The sequence below is a fragment of the Bradyrhizobium sp. 172 genome, from assembly GCF_023101065.1.
Classification (GTDB): domain Bacteria; phylum Pseudomonadota; class Alphaproteobacteria; order Rhizobiales; family Xanthobacteraceae; genus Bradyrhizobium; species Bradyrhizobium canariense_D.
On sequence record NZ_CP064701.1, the window covers coordinates 5,425,425 to 5,441,193 of the forward strand.

Consider the following 15,769-nt stretch of genomic DNA (forward strand, 5'->3'; position numbering starts at 1 on the left):
GACAAATGCCCGTCAGGGCCGCCTGTCACTATCCCTTGGCGGCCAGAACCAGATCGGCGGCGCGATCACCGGATCGGACCGATCCCTCGATGGTTGCAGGCAATCCCGTAGCAGTCCAATCGCCTGCAAGAAACAGGTTTTTCAGCGCAGTGACCGGCCCTGGACGCAGGGCATTCTGCGCCGGCGTCGCCGCAAATGTGGCACGGCGCTCGCGCACGATCTGCCAAGGGGGCAGCTCGCCGGAAACACCGCCCGCCTTGCAGACGTCGTTCCAGATCGCCTGCGCGAGTTCCTCGCGCGGCATGTCGACCAGACGGTCGCCGTTGCTGATGGTGACGGACAGCCGGTTCGGGAACGAAAACAGCCATTCCACGACGCCGCCGATCACGCCGAGGATCGGTGCCGATCCCGCCGGCGGCTCGACGCGGAAATGCGCATTCACGATGGCGCGGAATTCGGTCGGCGTCTTCAGGCCCGGCAGCAGGTTGGAGGCAGCGCGCGGCGGCACCGCCATCACGACGACGTCGCCTTCGCTGATCTGGATCACATCCTCGCCGCCGAAATTCAGCGCGCCGACCTTGCCGTCATGGGTCGCAAACGAGCGCAGCTCATGGCCGAGCTGAACGCTGTGCCCGCGCCCCTGCAGGAACGTCACGGCGGGCTCGATCAGTACCGCGCTGAGCCCGTCGCGCGCGATCAGGGGACGGCAGGCCTGCCCGCCGGCGAGCAGCGTCTCGCGCACGATCGCGCCGGCAAGCCCCGCCGAGCCTTCGGGTGGATCGACGTTGAGGGCCGCGAGCAGCAGAGGCTGCACCAGGCGCTGATAGAGAACGCCTTCGCACGGAATTGACTTGCCGACCAGCGTCTCTTCCGATGCCCAGATCAGCGGCGCCAGCTTCAGATAATCGGTCAGCCCAGTGTCGGGGACGCGGCGGCTCTCGTCGAGCACCCAGGTCGGGAGCCGGCCGTCGCCGAGGTCGATCTGCCAGCGCTGCCCGGTCTTGAGATCGACGAAGGGAAACTGCGCGCGCTCCGGACCGACGAGGCCCGCCTCGGTCCCGATCGAACGCGCATAGGCGCGCGCATGGCTATTGCCGGACAGCAGCAGATGGTTGCCGTTGTCGATGGTGAGATTGGTGGCGCCGTCGTAATAGGAACGGCAACGGCCGCCGGCCTGCTGCGTCGCTTCGTGCACGGCGACCTTGAAGCCGGCATTGGCAAGTCGCACGGCGACGGAGAGGCCGGAGATTCCAGCGCCAATGATGTGAGCTGTTTTTTGCATCAGATGAGAGCGTATCGGAGCAGGATGGCGATACGTGTGATCTTCGACACACGCACCGGCTCGCGCGGCGCGTTGAACCCGCGCGCGATCAGGAGATCCAGAATGGCATGATAGTATTTCGACATCATCCGCGGCGCGCGCACCGCGCGGCGCCGGTTGCGGTTCATGATCTCGTCCGACTTCTCGAAATACACCTTTGCGCGCTGCGCCAGTGGCAGGCAGACCTTCGGCAGCGCGCGCTCGACGATCACGCGGTCCGGATCGTTGGAGGTGATGCCGGCATGCAGCAGCGCTTCGCGCGGCAGATAGAGCCGGCCGAGGCCCGCGTCCTCGTCGATGTCGCGCAGGATGTTGGTGAGCTGGAGCGCGCGGCCGAGATGATGGGCGAGCTCGATGCCGTCTTCTTCTGGCAAGCCGAAGACCCGGACCGACAGCCGCCCTACGGCGCTCGCGACGCGATCGCAGTAGAGATCCAGCGTCGCCATGTCGGGCGCGCGGATGTCCTGCGGCACGTCCATCTCCATGCCGTCGACGATGGCGAGGAAATCCTCGCGCTTGAGGCCGAAGGTCTTCACCGAGGTGACGTAGTCCTTCAGCCGCGGCGGCGGATTGCCCTGGTAGAGCGCATCGATGTCGTTGCGCCACGCCTGAAGGGCGGCGAGCCGTTCGTCGCGCGGGCCATCGGAATCGGCGATGTCGTCGACCTGGCGGCAGAAGCTGTAGATCTGGAACATCGCTTCACGCTGGTCGTGCGGCAGGATGCGCATCGCGGCGTAGAACGAACTGCCGGATGCGGTCGAGCCATAATTGGCGCCGGGCGAGGTCGCCTCAAGCGTCATGTGCAGTCCCCGGTCTGGAAATGGCCTTGCGTCCGACCGTGCGGCGGCCGACTTCGCCGATCATGCCGGCGAGGCTGAAGGTGAGGAGCTCGAGCTTGTTCAGGTGCACGCGCTCGCGCAGGGGATCGCGCACCTTCAACAGGCGCACGATGCGGTCGGCATAGGCCTGGATCACCGAGACCTCGACGCCGAGGCGGAAATCCCGGATCTCCGCAGCTAGCGACCTGCCCTCGGCGAGCAGCGCTTCGTTGCGGACGGCGAGAGCCTGAAGGCAGGCCAGCATCGCCGGTGGCGACTGCGCCAGTCCGAGCTGCTCGACCGAGGCGCCACTCGCGGCCAGCGCATCGCGCGGCAGATAGACGCGGTTGAGCTCGCGGAAATCCTTGCCGCAATCCTGGAGGTGGTTGTTGATCTGCAGCGCTGCGCAGAGCGCATCTGACGCGGCCCAGGTCGAGGTGCTCTCACCATGGACGTCGAGCATGAAGCGGCCGACCGGCATCGCCGAGTAGCGGCAATAATGGATGACCTCGTCCCAATTCTCGTAGCGCAACTTGGTCACGTCCATACGGAACGCGATGAGCACGTCGAGCGCGTGGCGCGACGCCATGCCGCGTTCGGCCAGTGCGTGCCGCAGGCTGACGGCCTCGGCCTGGGTGTCGCCTTTGCCGAGCAATTCCGCCTCGAGCAGGTCGAGATAAGCGAGCTTCTCGTCCGGCGGCAGCGTGGCGTGGTCGGCGATGTCGTCGGCGGTGCGGACGAAATTGTAATACGCCAGGATCAGCGCGCGATGACGCGGATGAATGATCCAGGACGCGACGGGAAAATTCTCGTCGCGCTCACCCTTGCCGGATCGCAATTCGCTCGCAGAGGTCATCGAGGGCTGGTCTACAATCGTTTGGACAGGAAGGGCTTTTTCGCTCGCGCGAGCCCGTGCGGGCGATGCCGCCGCGGCCCCCATATAGGGGAATACGGCCGCAAAACCAATCCTGTCTCTCGATGGCTGCCCTTTGCGGATCAGGTCCGAAAAGGCGGCCCCGGGGCCGCCTTTTGTGGGCCAGTGGCCGAGCTTACTGGTTGTGGTTCTTCAGGACCTGGTCGCAGGCCTGAGAGATCTTGGCCCGGTTCTCCTTGAGGCAGGCCAGGATGGTGAAATCACCCTGGTCGATGACCGGACGGCAGAGCTTCTGCACATCGCGCGAGCAGGCCTTCTGCTCGGCGTCCGTGCCGCGCCCTTGCTGGGCGAACGCTGCGGTCGAGAGGGAGGCCGACAGCAAGGTGAGAGCGACGAGAAGCTTACGCATTGTATTCCTTCATTCTGACGGCAGAATCGCACCAATCCCGGACAGCACAGGGCGACGACCGGAGCGGATTGTTCTGATGGCAAGTCGCCGCGGGAGGAGCGGCCTCGGAGAAGGCACAAGCACTGGCAAATGCGGCCAAATTGGCGCCACGTCCACCAAATCAGGGCTTCCCTGCGTCTTCTCTGGCAAATGTAAGAGACTGATACTACGTCATAATTCAGGTGCGCCGCGTTTTGCTGCGCACCTGTTGCAGAGCTGCATCTCTCGATACCGCCTCGGGACCAAGAAACATGCCGAAATACGACAAATCGAGAGGTGGAAGCATGGCGCAAGGCGTCGTGAACTGCCATCTCTGGCAGTCGGGCATTGAACCTGTCACTGGCTCGGAACACTAAACTTTCGATGTAGCGAGACGTTCTTCGTGAGAAGCGGACGTCGTTCTAAACGGGATATTTTGAGATGAAATTCTTTGGACGGACTGAACTGGCAATCAAGGCGGCCGGCATCGGCGCTGCGCTGCTCTTCTCGGTTTCGACAAGTCAGGCTCAGTCGTCCGGACCGTTTGCAGGTTTCGAGGGCGCATGGACCGGGACGGGTACGGTGTCGCTGTCCGACGGCTCGACCGAGCGCATCCGCTGCAAGGCGGACTACAAGGTTGCCGGCACCGGTCTCAGTCTCAAGCAGGCGTTGCACTGCGCCTCCGACAGCTACAAGTTCGACCTCACCAGCGATGTGACCAGCCAAGGCGAGCGCATCTCCGGCAATTGGAGCGAGACCAACCGCAACATCTTCGGCAATCTCCAAGGCACTGCCGGTGGCGGCCAGATCGAGGTGTTCGTCGAGGCCAACGGCTTTGCCGCCAATTTGTCGCTGCGCACCAACGGCACCAAGCAGACGGTGCAGATCTCATCCAAGGGCGAGATTCGCGGCGTCAACATCACGATGACGAAGGGCTGACAGCTCTTACCGCTTCGAAGCGACAAGCCCCGGTTCTCGCGAACCGGGGCTTGTTGTTTTTCGGAGGCGCGGCGCAATCGTCCGGACCGCGCCGATTCCGTGTCCGATGGATGCAGCCGCTCAGATCGCCGGCTTGTCGGTGCCCTGAAGCTTGGCGTGCAGATTGATCAACCACATCGCCGTCGGCCGCAGGATGAAGAGGTCGGCGACGAGCGCCATCACCATCGAGAAGGCGCTGAGCCAGCCGAACAGCCGTAGCGACGGCAGATCGGAGAACACCGTGACGACGAGACCGCAGGCCAGCACCAACGTGGTCAGGATCAACGCCGGGCCGACCAGCACGGTCGCGCGCTCCACTGCGAGCGCCGAGCCGACGCCCGGCTTGCTCTCGAGCCTGAGGCGGTTGAGGAAGTGGATGGTGGCGCTTAAGCCCAGGCCGAACGAAACGGTCAGAGCTACGACACTGGCAAATTGCAGTCCCTCGTCCATCGCCCACAGCACTGTTCCCGACATCACGACGGGGAAGATGCCCGGCAGGATGCAGGCGAACATCACGACCCAGGAACGGAAGGCAAGGCCGATGAAAATCGCGACCAGCGCGAATTCGACGGTGAGCCCGCGGTTGAGCTTCTCGATCATGCCGGCCGAATTGCGCGCGGCAATCGCGGCAAGACCCGTGACCGCCACTTCATAGCCGGGATGCTTCTTGCGGACGGCGTCGAGCTCGGTATCGAGCTTGTCGACGATCGGCAGGAGCTGGCTGGAATCCTTGTCCGGCACGCGACCTGCGACCACGACCGCGTCCTGCTCGGCATCGATGAACCGGCGCACCAGATGCTCCGGAATGACGCTGACATATTCCTTCAGGGTCGCGACGTCGGCGCTGCCGGCCTTGTCCGCGAGCCAGCGGCGCAGGGTCTCGACCGACCAGACATTGCCGACACCGGCGGCCTTCTCCACCGTCGCGTGCACGTCCGCGATGGTCTGCAGCGTCTCCGGCGAATAGAGCGATTCACCCTTGGGGAACTGGATCAGAACGTTGACCGGGTTGGCGCCGGTGAGCTTGGCGTCGAGCCGGTCGCTGGCCGCGACCGCTTGGCGCTTGTCCGGCACCTGGTCGGCGAGCCGGTAGCGCGGCTCCAGATTTGCGTAGATGACGCCGAGGCCCGCCACGAACACCACCGCGATCAGGCTGAACAGGCCGGGACGGCCCACCATGCGCACCGCGATCCAGTAGCAGAAATTACGCAGCGCTTGTACGCCGGCATCCGCGCTCTGGAACTTGGTCGCAAAGACCTTCTCGTTGCGCACGAGCAGCACGCCGAACACCGGCACGAGCGACAACACCGCAACCAGCGCGATGATGGTGGCGGCGAGACCCGCCTCGCCGAACTTGCGGATCAGATCGGAGTCGGAGAACTGGAGCGCGATGAAGGAAATGCCTGCGGTGCCGTGCGTCAGCACGCAGGCCGGTCCCACCACCAGCACCGCGTTCTTGAATGCGGTGAACTTGTCCTGGCCCGCGATCAGCCGGTCGCGCGCGGCGAAGGTGAGCTGCATCGAGTCCGAGAAGCTGATGACCATGATGAGCGGCGTCATTACGTTCAGGAACATGTTGAGATTGAAATTGGCCCAGCCGAGCGCGCCGAGCGCCAGCAGGATCGCGATCATCGGCGGGAACGCCGCCGCCACCATGAACGAGATTTTGCGGAAGAAGATGATGGCGATGACACAGCCGGCGAGAATGCCGAGGATGTTGTAGGTGAGCCCGTCGCGCTCGACCGCGTTGCGGATCTCGAGCTGCATCACCGGCACGCCGGAAAGCTGCACGTTGAGCCCGGTGTCACTGAGGTCTTCCTTTATCAGCGCGCGGATGTCGGCGACGGTCTTGGTCAGCTTGTTGGAGGCGACCACCTCCGGATCGAGCGACAGCACGATCAGCGCCAGCGTGCCGTCCTCGGACAACAGCTTGCCGCGGATGATCTCGTTGGCTTTGACGCCCTCGATGAACTTGTCATAGGCCTCGCCCTCGGGCAGCTCGGGCGGGAACAGTGCGGCGGGAAGCTTGCCCGGAGCGGGCGCCTGACGCGCGGAGAACAGCGAGACCAGTCCGCGCGTACCCTCGACCAGCTGCATGTCGGTGACGAAGTCGCGCAGCTTCTCGAGGTTGTTCCGGGCCAGCAGGGTCTTGCCCTCGACTACGACGAGGACGTCGAATTCCTCGGCCGGGAACTTCTTGGTCACCGCTTCGTACTGGCGGAATTCCGGCGTGTTGGACCGGAACAGCTGCGAGAGCGAATCGTCGATCTTGATCCGGTGGATGCCGAACACGGCGCCGACGATCAGCACGAGCAGGACGACGCAGGAGACGATGGGCGCCCGGACTGCGATCAGCCCGATGCGCTCCAGCCCGAAGGCGATCGAGGACGCAGGTCCCTGCTCGACCTTGTCGACATGAACCTCACTCTCGCTGTGCTTTTCGAGCATGCCTTGTCCAGTTCCTAAATCGGCTCGGGTCTGTGAGCTTGTCGCGCCCCGCGAACGGCTTGAAAATGCCATACCAATGGGAGGCTTGCCCTTTGAAAATGCGCAGAAAATCGCTGCGAGGGGTTTAGCAGGTCAATCGCCCTTCTCGCAAGCAGGCGGAGTGTGGCCGAATCGATCAAGATGTGGCGATTTTGCCTTAATGCCCTTCATTCGGGCAAAGCCGTGCCAATTCGACGCGGCGCGCGGTCTGCGCTCTCGTCCTTCAGCGCCACACCGGTCACTTCCCGCGCGAGCCCCTCGCGGACCAGCCAGGCGATCTTGAAGGCAGCCTCGTCATAGCTCAACCCGGCCTTGTGGATGTTCGACACGCAATTGCGCTCGGCATCAGTGCGACCCGGCTTGGGGGCGAAAGTTAGATAGGCGCCGAGACTGTCGGGCGCCGACAGGCCCGGCCGCTCGCCGATCAGCATCGCGACCATGCGCGCGCCGAGAATGGCGCCGATCTCGTCGCCGAGCGCGACGCGCGCGCCTGAGGCGACGACGACATGGCCGATCGCGACACCATCGTCGGCCGCGAGCAACGGCAGCAGGCGCATCACCAGCGCGGCCGCATGGGCGTGGACCGCCGCCGCCGACAGGCCGTCGCCAATCACGAGTGCGAGTTGGCACGGCTCCGAGGCGCTCCGCGCCAAGGACTCGGCTGATCCGGCATCGAGCCGTCTGCCCAGATCGGGCCGCCGCAGATAGTCCCCGCGGTCGACCGCCCGGCTGTTCGCCTCGGTGACGACGAGGCCAAGCGCGCAGAGATCCGCGACCAGCCGCGGCGCATCGAACACGGCGTGTACGGCATCGCGGGCGCGGGCGTGGTCCAGTGTGAAATCGAGCAATGCCCGCGTCGGCAGGCTCGCGCCGCTGCGCCCGAGCGCGACGCGCGCGGGCGTAAGCGACCGCAGATCGAGGGTCGGACGACGCGGGATGGCCGGATCAGACATGTTGTGTCATTCGGCGGGAACGGAGGCCTCGCGTAGCCGGATCGAATAGTTCGAGGCGTTCTGCTGGCCGGTCGAGGCCGCCCGCGCAAAGGTGATGAGATGGTGCGCGATCAGGGTGCAGCCGATCAGGCCTTCGAGATCGCCGCGCTTGATGCGGCCCAGCGCGAACTTCCAGAACACGCGCTTGTAGTCGCCGAGCACGCCGACCTTCCAGAAGATGTTTCGCAGCATGACGAGGCCGCGCCTGATGTTGGTCCAGGTCTTCATCTCGTCCGGCGTTGGCATCTTGAGGCGGTGCACGTAAACGTGGTCGCATTGATACTGGAAGCGCCCGTAGACCTTCTCGGGCTCGTAGGCGACGGCCATGGCGTGCTTCCAGGACGCAACGACGTCGTCGTAGGGCAACAGGAAGTCAACATTGGAATCGCGCCCGTCGTCCTCGACCAGGCGCCCCTCGCGCTCCAGACGGTCCCACAGCGGCGTCTTCGGCAACGCCTGAAGCAGGTTGATCGTGAGCAGCGGAATTCGGGACTCCTCGACAAAGGCGAGCAGCGCCTCCGAAGTGTTCGGCTTGTCGGTGTCGAGCCCCATGATGATGCCGGACACGACCTCCATGCCGTAGGAGTTGATGGTTTGCACGCCCTCGAGGATCGGGACCATCATGTTGTGGTCCTTGTGCATCGCCTTCAGCGCATCGGGGTCGGGCGTCTCGATGCCGCAGAAGATGGTGACGAAATAGGCCTCGCGCATCTTCTCGAGGATTTCCGGCCGCTTGGCGATGTTGAGCGTCGCCTCGCAGGCGAGCCGCACCATGTAGCCGGTCCTCTTCTGCCATTCGATCAGATGCGGCAGGAGGTCGAGCGCCGCCTTGCGGTTGCCGATGAAATTGTCGTCGACGAAATAGACCGTGTGGGTCATGCCGCATTCCCGCAGGCGGTCGAGTTCGGCGATGATCTGCTCCGGCGACTTGAGGCGCGGGTTGCGGCCATAAAGGCCGGGGATGTCGCAGAACTCGCACTGATAGGGGCAGCCGCTGGAATACTGGATGCTGCCGAGGAAGTATTTCTTCACGTCGGCGAGCTCGTAGGCCGGGATCGGAAACTCCGTCATCGGCACGCGGTCCTTGGTGGTCAGAACCACCTGGGTCTCGGGACGCGAGATGTCGCGCGACAGTATTTCGAGCAGCTGATTGGTGGCGTCGCCGAGCTCGCCGACATGGAGATAGTCGAACGACGGATAATAATCCGGGCAGGCGCTGACGGAGGGGCCGCCGAGCGCGACCGGCAGATCGAACTCGTGGGCGCGGCGGCAGATATCGTTCATCTGCTGGCGCTGGATGTGCATGCCGCTGACGAAGACCGCCTCGGCCCATTCGAACTCTTCTCTGGTCGTACGGCGAAGGTTCTCGTCGACGAATTTGACCTGCCATTCCTCGGGCAGATAGGCCGCGAGCAGCAAAAGTCCCTGCGGCGGCATGAAGGCGCGGACGCCATCGGTTAGTGGGTAGGAATGCTCGAACGTCCCGAACGACGATGTGTATCGCGGAAACACGCAGAGAATCCGCCGGGACGTCCCGTTACTTTCAGCTCGCATCAAAGCTCCCCCGCCACGCTCGACTTAGCTGCGGAAATTGCCAGACAGCTACATAGCGTAATGCTGCCGCCGGAATTTCTCAATATTGTGGCAGAGCTTAATTCCCTTGGGCACCAATGGTTTCCTCGGGCCGCCGGGTGCTTCCGCCACGTCACGCGATCAACCGTGAGGCAAAATCGGGCAGCAGGCCTGCATCGCCGGCAAGACGGAAATCGGGGCCCGCAATGCCCGACTGCGCCAGCCAGTCGTCGAATTCCGGCGCACGACGCAATCCGAAGACGTCGCGGACATAGAGCGCGTCGTGAAAAGACGTGGATTGATAGTTCAGCATGACGTCATCGGCGCCGGGGACACCCATGATGAAGGTAACGCCGGCGGCAGCGAGCAGCGTCAGCAGATTGTCCATGTCGTCCTGGTCCGCCTCGGCGTGGTTGGTATAGCAGATGTCGATCCCAAGCGGCAGGCCGAGCAGCTTGCCGCAAAAGTGATCCTCCAGCCCGGCCCGGATGATTTCCTTGCCGTCGTAGAGATATTCCGGGCCGATGAAGCCAACCACGCTGTTGACCAGGAGGGGCGCAAAGGCGCGGGCCACCGCATAGGCGCGGGCCTCGCAGGTCTGCTGGTCGACGCCGTGATGGGCATTGGCCGATAGCGCCGAGCCCTGCCCGGTCTCGAAATACATCACGTTCTGCCCGACCGTGCCGCGCTTCTGCGACAGCCCGGCCTCTTGGGCCTCCTTGAGGAGCGCGAGGTCGACGCCAAAACTGCGGTTGGCGGCCTCGGTGCCGGCGACCGACTGGAACACGAGGTCGATCGGCGCCCCCTGCCCGATCAGCGACAATGTCGTGGTGACATGGGTCAGCACGCATCCTTGGGTCGGGATCTTGAGCCGCGCGATGACCTCGTCGAGCAGCCGCAGCAATTGGCCAATCACGGCCGGGTCGTCGCTCGCCGGGTTGATGCCGATGCAGGCATCGCCGGCGCCGAGCAGGATGCCGTCGAGGATGGAGGCGGTGATCCCTCTGGCGTCGTCGAAGGGATGGTTGGGCTGGAGCCGGGTGCTCATCCGGCCCTTCAGACCGATGGTGTTGCGGAAAGCGGTGGTGACCTCGCATTTCCGCGCCGCCAGGATCAAATCCTGGTTGCGCATCAGCTTCGACACCGCCGCCGCCATCTCCGGGGTGATGCCGCCGGCCAGCTTGCGTAGGATTTCGGGCGTCGCGGCGTCCGATAGCAGCCAGTCGCGAAAGGCGCCGACCGTCAGCGAAGCCACCGGCGCGAACGCCTTGGCGTCGTGGCTGTCGATAACGAGGCGGGTGACCTCGTCGGTCTCATAGGGGATGACGGCTTCCTGTAAGAACTGCCCGAGAGGGACGTCGGCCAGCACCATCCGCGCCGCGATCATCTGTTCGGCACTGGCGGCGGCGATCCCGGCCAGCCGGTCACCGGAGCGCGGCGGCGTCGCCTTGGCGAGCAGGTCGCGCAAATCCGGGAACGTGTACGTCGTGGCGTCGATGGTGTGGCGGTAGACCAAGGGTCTCTCCGGGGTTCGTCGGCCAAAGGCCGACTCCAGGGCAATCCCAAGACTATACCTTCAGATCAAGACGCTGAAATATCGACCTTTCTTTCGACCGAGGGCGAAGGAGGCCAAACCCGGCGTTAACGCCGCGTCCATCTTCATTCTGCATAGTTTTGCATTGATTTGTACGACTGCGCTCTCCGGCCGCTCCCGGCCATTCGGGCCCCTGAAACCATGAAAACCGACCAATCTGGGAATGCCGCCGGCCTCGCCGGCCGCTTCACGCTTGCCAACAAGCTCTACGCGATCTTCGCGCTGTTCGCGCTGCTCACGGCCGCGATCGCGATGCTGTCCGACTACAACAGCCGCCGCGGTGCCGAGCTGACCACCGCGATCGAGACCGCGAACGCCGCCGCGCTGAACGTTGAGCGGGTCAACTCGCTGGTCTATGCGGTCGTGATGGAATCACGCGGCGTCTACATGTCGACCGAACCGGCCGTGGTGAAGAAATACGGCGAGGGCCTGCTCAAGTTCAACGCCCAGATCCTCGACGTCGTGAAGCGCTGGGAGACCATCGTCAAGGCTGACGATGCCGAACAGTTCGCCACCTTCAAGAAGCGCATCGAGCAGTTCGTCGAGTTTCGCAAGGAGCTGGTGCGCCGCGGCGTCGAGATCAATGCGGCCGCGGGCCGCGAATGGGGCGACAACGACGCCAACCGCGCCGTGCGCTCGGCGCTGAACAAGGATCTCGAGGCGCTGTCCAAAGTCTATTCCGAGCGCGCGAGGCAAATCGCGCACGAGACCGAGACCAATCGCATCCTGTCCTTCGTCCTGACCTGCCTCGCCGGCGTGGCGCTCGCCCTCGTCGTGATCGGCATCGTCATCATCGCCCGCTCGATCGCACGCCCGCTCTCCGCCATCACCGCGACCATCAAGCAGGTCGCTGACGGCGCCGAGAACGTCGTGGTGCCCCACTCTGACCGCGCCGACGAGATCGGCGCACTGGCGCGCGCGATCCAGATCTTCCAGGACGCGATGGGGCGCAACCGCAACCTCGCCTCGCAGGTCTCGCAGGACTCCGCCGCGCGCGAGGAGCGCGCCCGCCACATCGAGCAATCCGTCGACGCGTTTCGCGAGGCGATCGGCGCGATCATGCGCGGCCTCGGCGACAACGCCTCCGTCATGCGCGAGACGGCGCAGACCATCACCCGCGTCACCGCGGACGCGAGCAGTCGCGCCGGCACGGCGGCGAACGCCACCGAACAGGCATCGCACAACGTCACGGCGGTGGCAGGCGCGGCCGAGGAGCTGTCTGCGTCGGTGGTGGAGATCGGCCGGCAGGTGCGGCAATCCGCCAGCGCGGTCGAGCAGACCGGGCAGCGCACCGAGAAATCGATTGCCGAGATCGAGAGCCTGGCGGCCGCCACGCAACGCATCGACGGCGTGCTCAGCCTGATCCAGGCGATCGCCGAGCAGACCAATCTGCTCGCGCTCAATGCCACCATCGAAGCGGCGCGCGCGGGCGATGCTGGCCGCGGCTTTGCCGTCGTCGCACACGAAGTGAAGGCGCTCGCGGGGCAGACCGCGAAAGCGACCGCCGACATCAGCGAAAACGTCTCGATGATCCAGTCCTCCACCCGCAACGCGGTCGACGCCGTCCGCGAGATCGGCGGCGCGGTGCGCGAGATCAACGACGTCACCTCGGCGATCGCCGGCGCCATCGGCCAGCAGGACGCCGCCACGCGCGAGATCTCGTCCAACGCGCAATCGGCTGCCCAAGGCAACGAGACCCTCGTCGCCAACATCAGCTCGCTCCGCGACGCCATCGGCGAGACCGATACTGCAGCCTCCTCGGTGCTGAGGGCTGCGAGCAGCGTGACCGAGACGGCGGAGACGCTGTCGCGCGAGGTGGAGAAGTTCTTCCAGAACCTGCGCGCAGGCGCGGCGGACGGCCGCATCGCCAAGGCCGGGTAGCCGCACGTCCATCGCCAACAGAGCCGGCGGTGGGGTCGCTCCATCAAAAACGCGAAAACAACCCCATGCACAGTAGCCGGGGACAGCGATTTCAATGGCTTGGCTACCGCCCCGTCTTCTGCGGATTTGACGAATCTACTTGCTCCGTCGGGCAAAACAGGAGCATGATGTCAATGTTGGAGCTTTCCGCGCTGGGCCGGCAGGATCTCGAAGCCGATCTTCACAGAGACCGCGCGATGCCTCTCTCCGCAATCCCATCTTCCAGGTCATGATCGCCAATCATGGCGAGTTCACCTGTCTTTCGGGCAGGGAATGCCTGCGAACAGAATGGCGGCAGCTGACGATATCTGTTCAGCCATGGAACCATTGGGTTCCCAGTCTATTGCCTCACTGACACATCACATTTGGGAGAAACACGATGAAATTTTTCACAGCCGCTCTGGCGGCCGCAGCAAGTACCCTTCTCGTGACCGCCGCTGCTGCAGCCCCGCTGTCTCCCACCCTGTCTGTCGCTCCGGACAGCAACATTCAGAACGTGCGCATGGTCTGCAACGAAGACGGTCGTTGCTGGCGTGAGCGCGGCGAACGCCGTGTCATCATCCGCGAAGGGCGCGATTCCTACGGATATGCGCCTCGCGAGCGCTACATCGAGCGGCGCGGCTATGAAGAGCGCAGCGGCATCGGCTTCCGCGCTCCCGGCGTGAGCGTCGGGATCGGCACCGACCGCTACTGAGATACGAATCCTGTGAATGCAAAAGCCGCGGAGCAATCCGCGGCTTTTTTGAACTCACTGGACGTCAACAAACTCGCCGCTTTTCCCGGCCTAGCGAGGAGCTGTGATCAGGCAGCCATTCAAAGCACGAACACCGGAAGAATTGATTTCGCTATTGAGCGCCGTGGCGATGGCCATTCTCGCCGCGATCATTGTCATGGTGCTGTATTATGGTCGCGAGATCATCATCCCCATAGCGCTGGCCGTCTTGCTCAGCTTCGTGCTGGCGCCCCTGGTTCGACTGGTTCAGCGTCTGCGCATTCCACGCAGTTTGGCTGTGGTGAGCGTGGTCGTGATCGCCTTCGCATTCATATTTGCGATGGGCAGTCTCCTTGCTACCCAACTCACGCAGCTGGCTGGCGATTTGCCGCGATATCAGTCCACAATAAGCGAGAAGATCCAATCCTTCCGTGAGACCACCGCTGGTCGAGGCACGCTCGAGCGGGCTTCGAGCATGTTGAAGGACCTCAGCAAAGAACTCGACAAGCCCAAGGAGGCCACGAATTCGTTGGGGACCATAGCAGCTCCGAAAGCGGCCGCGCCGAGGCCCGTTCCTGTGGAAGTGCTTCAGCCCGATCCCGGCGCGCTGGAGAGCTTGCAAACGCTGATTTCACCCTTGCTTCATCCGCTCGCAACGACCGGGATCATCGTCATATTCGTGATCTTCATTTTGCTTCAACGCGAGGATCTTCGTAATCGTCTGATCAGGCTGGCCGGTTCGGATGACCTGCAGCGCACCACGGCTGCCCTTGATGACGCGGCGAGCCGCCTCAGCCGGCTTTTCCTTATCCAGCTTCTCGTGAACGGCAGCTTCGGCATCGTCATCGGAATGGGTCTCTGGCTGATCGGCGTTCCAAGCGCGATCCTGTGGGGTATTCTGGCAGCAGTGCTGCGCTTCGTGCCCTACATCGGGGCGGTCATCGCCGCCGCCTTTCCTCTCGCTCTCGCGGTCGCGGTCGATCCAACCTGGACGATGCTGCTTTGGACGATCGCGCTGTTCGTGGTGGTGGAGCCCGTCGTCGGCCATGTGCTGGAGCCGATGGTCTATGGACACAGCACGGGACTGTCGCCGGTGGCCGTTGTGGCTTCTGCGACGTTCTGGACGGCGCTCTGGGGTCCGATCGGCCTCGTTCTGGCGACACCACTCACGGTGTGTCTCGTCGTACTGGGCCGCCATGTCGAGCGGCTGGAGTTCCTGGACGTCATGTTTGGAGACCGACCAGCACTCTCTCCGCCTGAGATATTCTATCAGCGGATGCTCGCCGGCGACCCGACAGAAGCATCTGCAAAAGCCGAGGAGTTCTTGAAGGAGCGATCTCTCAGCTCCTATTACGACGAAGTCGCCCTGCGAGGACTGCAACTGGCTCAAGCGGATGCCGAGCGCGGCGCTCTGGATCCCGACCGGCTGACCAAAATCAGGGATGCGGTCCAGGAATTTGCCAATAACATTTCGGAGCAGGATGAGCGTCCGCCGCCGAAGGTCGGCCCGACCACAGATGTCGAAGCTACATCTGCCATAGAGGGCGTGGCTGAGGACGCGCCTTATGAGAGTCTGCGGGTTCTGCGCAAGGAGGACTTGCCCACTGGATGGCAAGGCGAACATCCCGTCCTCTGTGTGGCCGGGCGAAATCCGATCGACGAAGCCGCTGCGATCATGCTGGCTCAACTGACCGGTGCGCATGGCTTGTCGGCACGAGTTGAAGCAGCGGAAGCGCTATCGACGGCGAATATCTTCCGGCTGGAGACCACCGGGGTCGCCATTGTCTGCCTCGTCTATATGGATGCAAGCAGCCCCGCCCACATGCGTTACTCGGTGCGACGCCTTCGCCGTAAATTGCCGAAGGCCACAATCATTCTGGGTTGCTGGATGAAGGACATCGACCCAGCGGCGCTGGAAAGCCTGCGGGAAGGTGCCAAGGCGGATCTGGCTGCTGCAACTCTGGGCGGGGCGCTTAAACTCTGCATAGAGGCGACGGGTGTGGACTCCCTTGGCACTGGAGCCGAAGGCCCGGCTTCGAAGATCACGGCCGCTTAGCAGTTTGTACGCTAGACA

At 63.9% G+C, this 15,769-nt stretch carries 12 protein-coding genes; 4 read left to right on the plus strand and 8 right to left on the minus strand.

Annotated features, from left to right (window positions below):
- Positions 1–28: 28 nt before the first annotated feature.
- The 4 genes from hpnE to IVB07_RS26220 form a co-directional block, all read right to left on the minus strand.
- A complete protein-coding gene (hpnE, locus tag IVB07_RS26205) occupies positions 29–1,282 on the minus strand; it encodes a hydroxysqualene dehydroxylase HpnE (protein ID WP_018456922.1) in 1,254 nt (417 codons plus the stop codon).
- Positions 1,282–2,121, minus strand: a complete 840-nt coding sequence (hpnD, locus tag IVB07_RS26210) for a presqualene diphosphate synthase HpnD (protein ID WP_018456923.1) — start codon at positions 2,119–2,121, stop codon at positions 1,282–1,284. Before hpnD ends, hpnE begins: the two co-directional genes overlap by 1 nt.
- Positions 2,111–2,995 (minus strand): squalene synthase HpnC, encoded by an 885-nt coding sequence (hpnC, locus tag IVB07_RS26215; RefSeq protein ID WP_018456924.1) that lies wholly within the window; start codon positions 2,993–2,995, stop codon positions 2,111–2,113. The genes hpnD and hpnC overlap by 11 nt, the downstream gene beginning before the upstream one ends.
- 193 nt (positions 2,996–3,188) lie before the next feature.
- Positions 3,189–3,422, minus strand: a complete 234-nt coding sequence (locus IVB07_RS26220) for a hypothetical protein (protein WP_007593627.1) — start codon at positions 3,420–3,422, stop codon at positions 3,189–3,191.
- Between the two features lie 459 nt (positions 3,423–3,881).
- On the opposite strand from IVB07_RS26220, the gene IVB07_RS26225 reads away from it, so the two are divergent.
- Positions 3,882–4,379 carry a hypothetical protein gene (locus IVB07_RS26225; RefSeq protein ID WP_018456925.1) on the plus strand — a complete coding sequence of 166 codons (498 nt, stop codon included), beginning with the start codon at positions 3,882–3,884 and terminating at the stop codon, positions 4,377–4,379.
- A gap of 120 nt (positions 4,380–4,499) precedes the next feature.
- Here IVB07_RS26225 and IVB07_RS26230 read toward each other — a convergent pair whose 3' ends face one another.
- The 4 genes from IVB07_RS26230 to IVB07_RS26245 all read right to left on the minus strand — a co-directional run bounded on the left by IVB07_RS26230 (position 4,500) and on the right by IVB07_RS26245 (position 10,985).
- Positions 4,500–6,866 (minus strand): MMPL family transporter, encoded by a 2,367-nt coding sequence (locus IVB07_RS26230; RefSeq protein WP_018456926.1) that lies wholly within the window; start codon positions 6,864–6,866, stop codon positions 4,500–4,502.
- 206 nt (positions 6,867–7,072) lie between these two features.
- The gene (eutC, locus tag IVB07_RS26235; protein ID WP_018456927.1) at positions 7,073–7,858 is read right to left on the minus strand and encodes an ethanolamine ammonia-lyase subunit EutC; all 786 of its coding nucleotides are present in this window, start codon (positions 7,856–7,858) and stop codon (positions 7,073–7,075) included.
- Between the two features lie 6 nt (positions 7,859–7,864).
- A complete protein-coding gene (locus IVB07_RS26240; protein WP_247766747.1) occupies positions 7,865–9,451 on the minus strand; it encodes a B12-binding domain-containing radical SAM protein in 1,587 nt (528 codons plus the stop codon).
- Between the two features lie 151 nt (positions 9,452–9,602).
- Positions 9,603–10,985: an ethanolamine ammonia-lyase subunit EutB gene (locus IVB07_RS26245; RefSeq protein ID WP_247363438.1), complete on the minus strand. Its 1,383-nt coding sequence runs from the start codon at positions 10,983–10,985 to the stop codon at positions 9,603–9,605.
- A gap of 219 nt (positions 10,986–11,204) precedes the next feature.
- Between IVB07_RS26245 and IVB07_RS26250 the strand changes: the two genes are divergently transcribed.
- The 3 genes from IVB07_RS26250 to IVB07_RS26260 all read left to right on the plus strand — a co-directional run bounded on the left by IVB07_RS26250 (position 11,205) and on the right by IVB07_RS26260 (position 15,751).
- Positions 11,205–12,944, plus strand: coding sequence for a HAMP domain-containing methyl-accepting chemotaxis protein (locus IVB07_RS26250; RefSeq protein WP_018456930.1), 1,740 nt, complete (start codon positions 11,205–11,207; stop codon positions 12,942–12,944).
- 418 nt (positions 12,945–13,362) lie between these two features.
- Positions 13,363–13,677: a hypothetical protein gene (locus IVB07_RS26255; RefSeq protein ID WP_018456931.1), complete on the plus strand. Its 315-nt coding sequence runs from the start codon at positions 13,363–13,365 to the stop codon at positions 13,675–13,677.
- 103 nt (positions 13,678–13,780) lie between these two features.
- Positions 13,781–15,751 carry an AI-2E family transporter gene (locus IVB07_RS26260; protein WP_026233267.1) on the plus strand — a complete coding sequence of 657 codons (1,971 nt, stop codon included), beginning with the start codon at positions 13,781–13,783 and terminating at the stop codon, positions 15,749–15,751.
- The last annotated feature ends 18 nt before the right edge of the window (positions 15,752–15,769 follow it).

Coding starts and splice junctions, on each gene's coding strand:
- hpnE (WP_018456922.1), bottom strand. CDS start 1,282: ATGCAAAAAACAGCTCACATCATTGGCGCTGGAATCTCCGGCCTCTCC.
- hpnD (WP_018456923.1), bottom strand. CDS start 2,121: ATGACGCTTGAGGCGACCTCGCCCGGCGCCAATTATGGCTCGACCGCA.
- hpnC (WP_018456924.1), bottom strand. CDS start 2,995: ATGACCTCTGCGAGCGAATTGCGATCCGGCAAGGGTGAGCGCGACGAG.
- IVB07_RS26220 (WP_007593627.1), bottom strand. CDS start 3,422: ATGCGTAAGCTTCTCGTCGCTCTCACCTTGCTGTCGGCCTCCCTCTCG.
- IVB07_RS26225 (WP_018456925.1), top strand. CDS start 3,882: ATGAAATTCTTTGGACGGACTGAACTGGCAATCAAGGCGGCCGGCATC.
- IVB07_RS26230 (WP_018456926.1), bottom strand. CDS start 6,866: ATGCTCGAAAAGCACAGCGAGAGTGAGGTTCATGTCGACAAGGTCGAG.
- eutC (WP_018456927.1), bottom strand. CDS start 7,858: ATGTCTGATCCGGCCATCCCGCGTCGTCCGACCCTCGATCTGCGGTCG.
- IVB07_RS26240 (WP_247766747.1), bottom strand. CDS start 9,451: ATGCGAGCTGAAAGTAACGGGACGTCCCGGCGGATTCTCTGCGTGTTT.
- IVB07_RS26250 (WP_018456930.1), top strand. CDS start 11,205: ATGAAAACCGACCAATCTGGGAATGCCGCCGGCCTCGCCGGCCGCTTC.
- IVB07_RS26255 (WP_018456931.1), top strand. CDS start 13,363: ATGAAATTTTTCACAGCCGCTCTGGCGGCCGCAGCAAGTACCCTTCTC.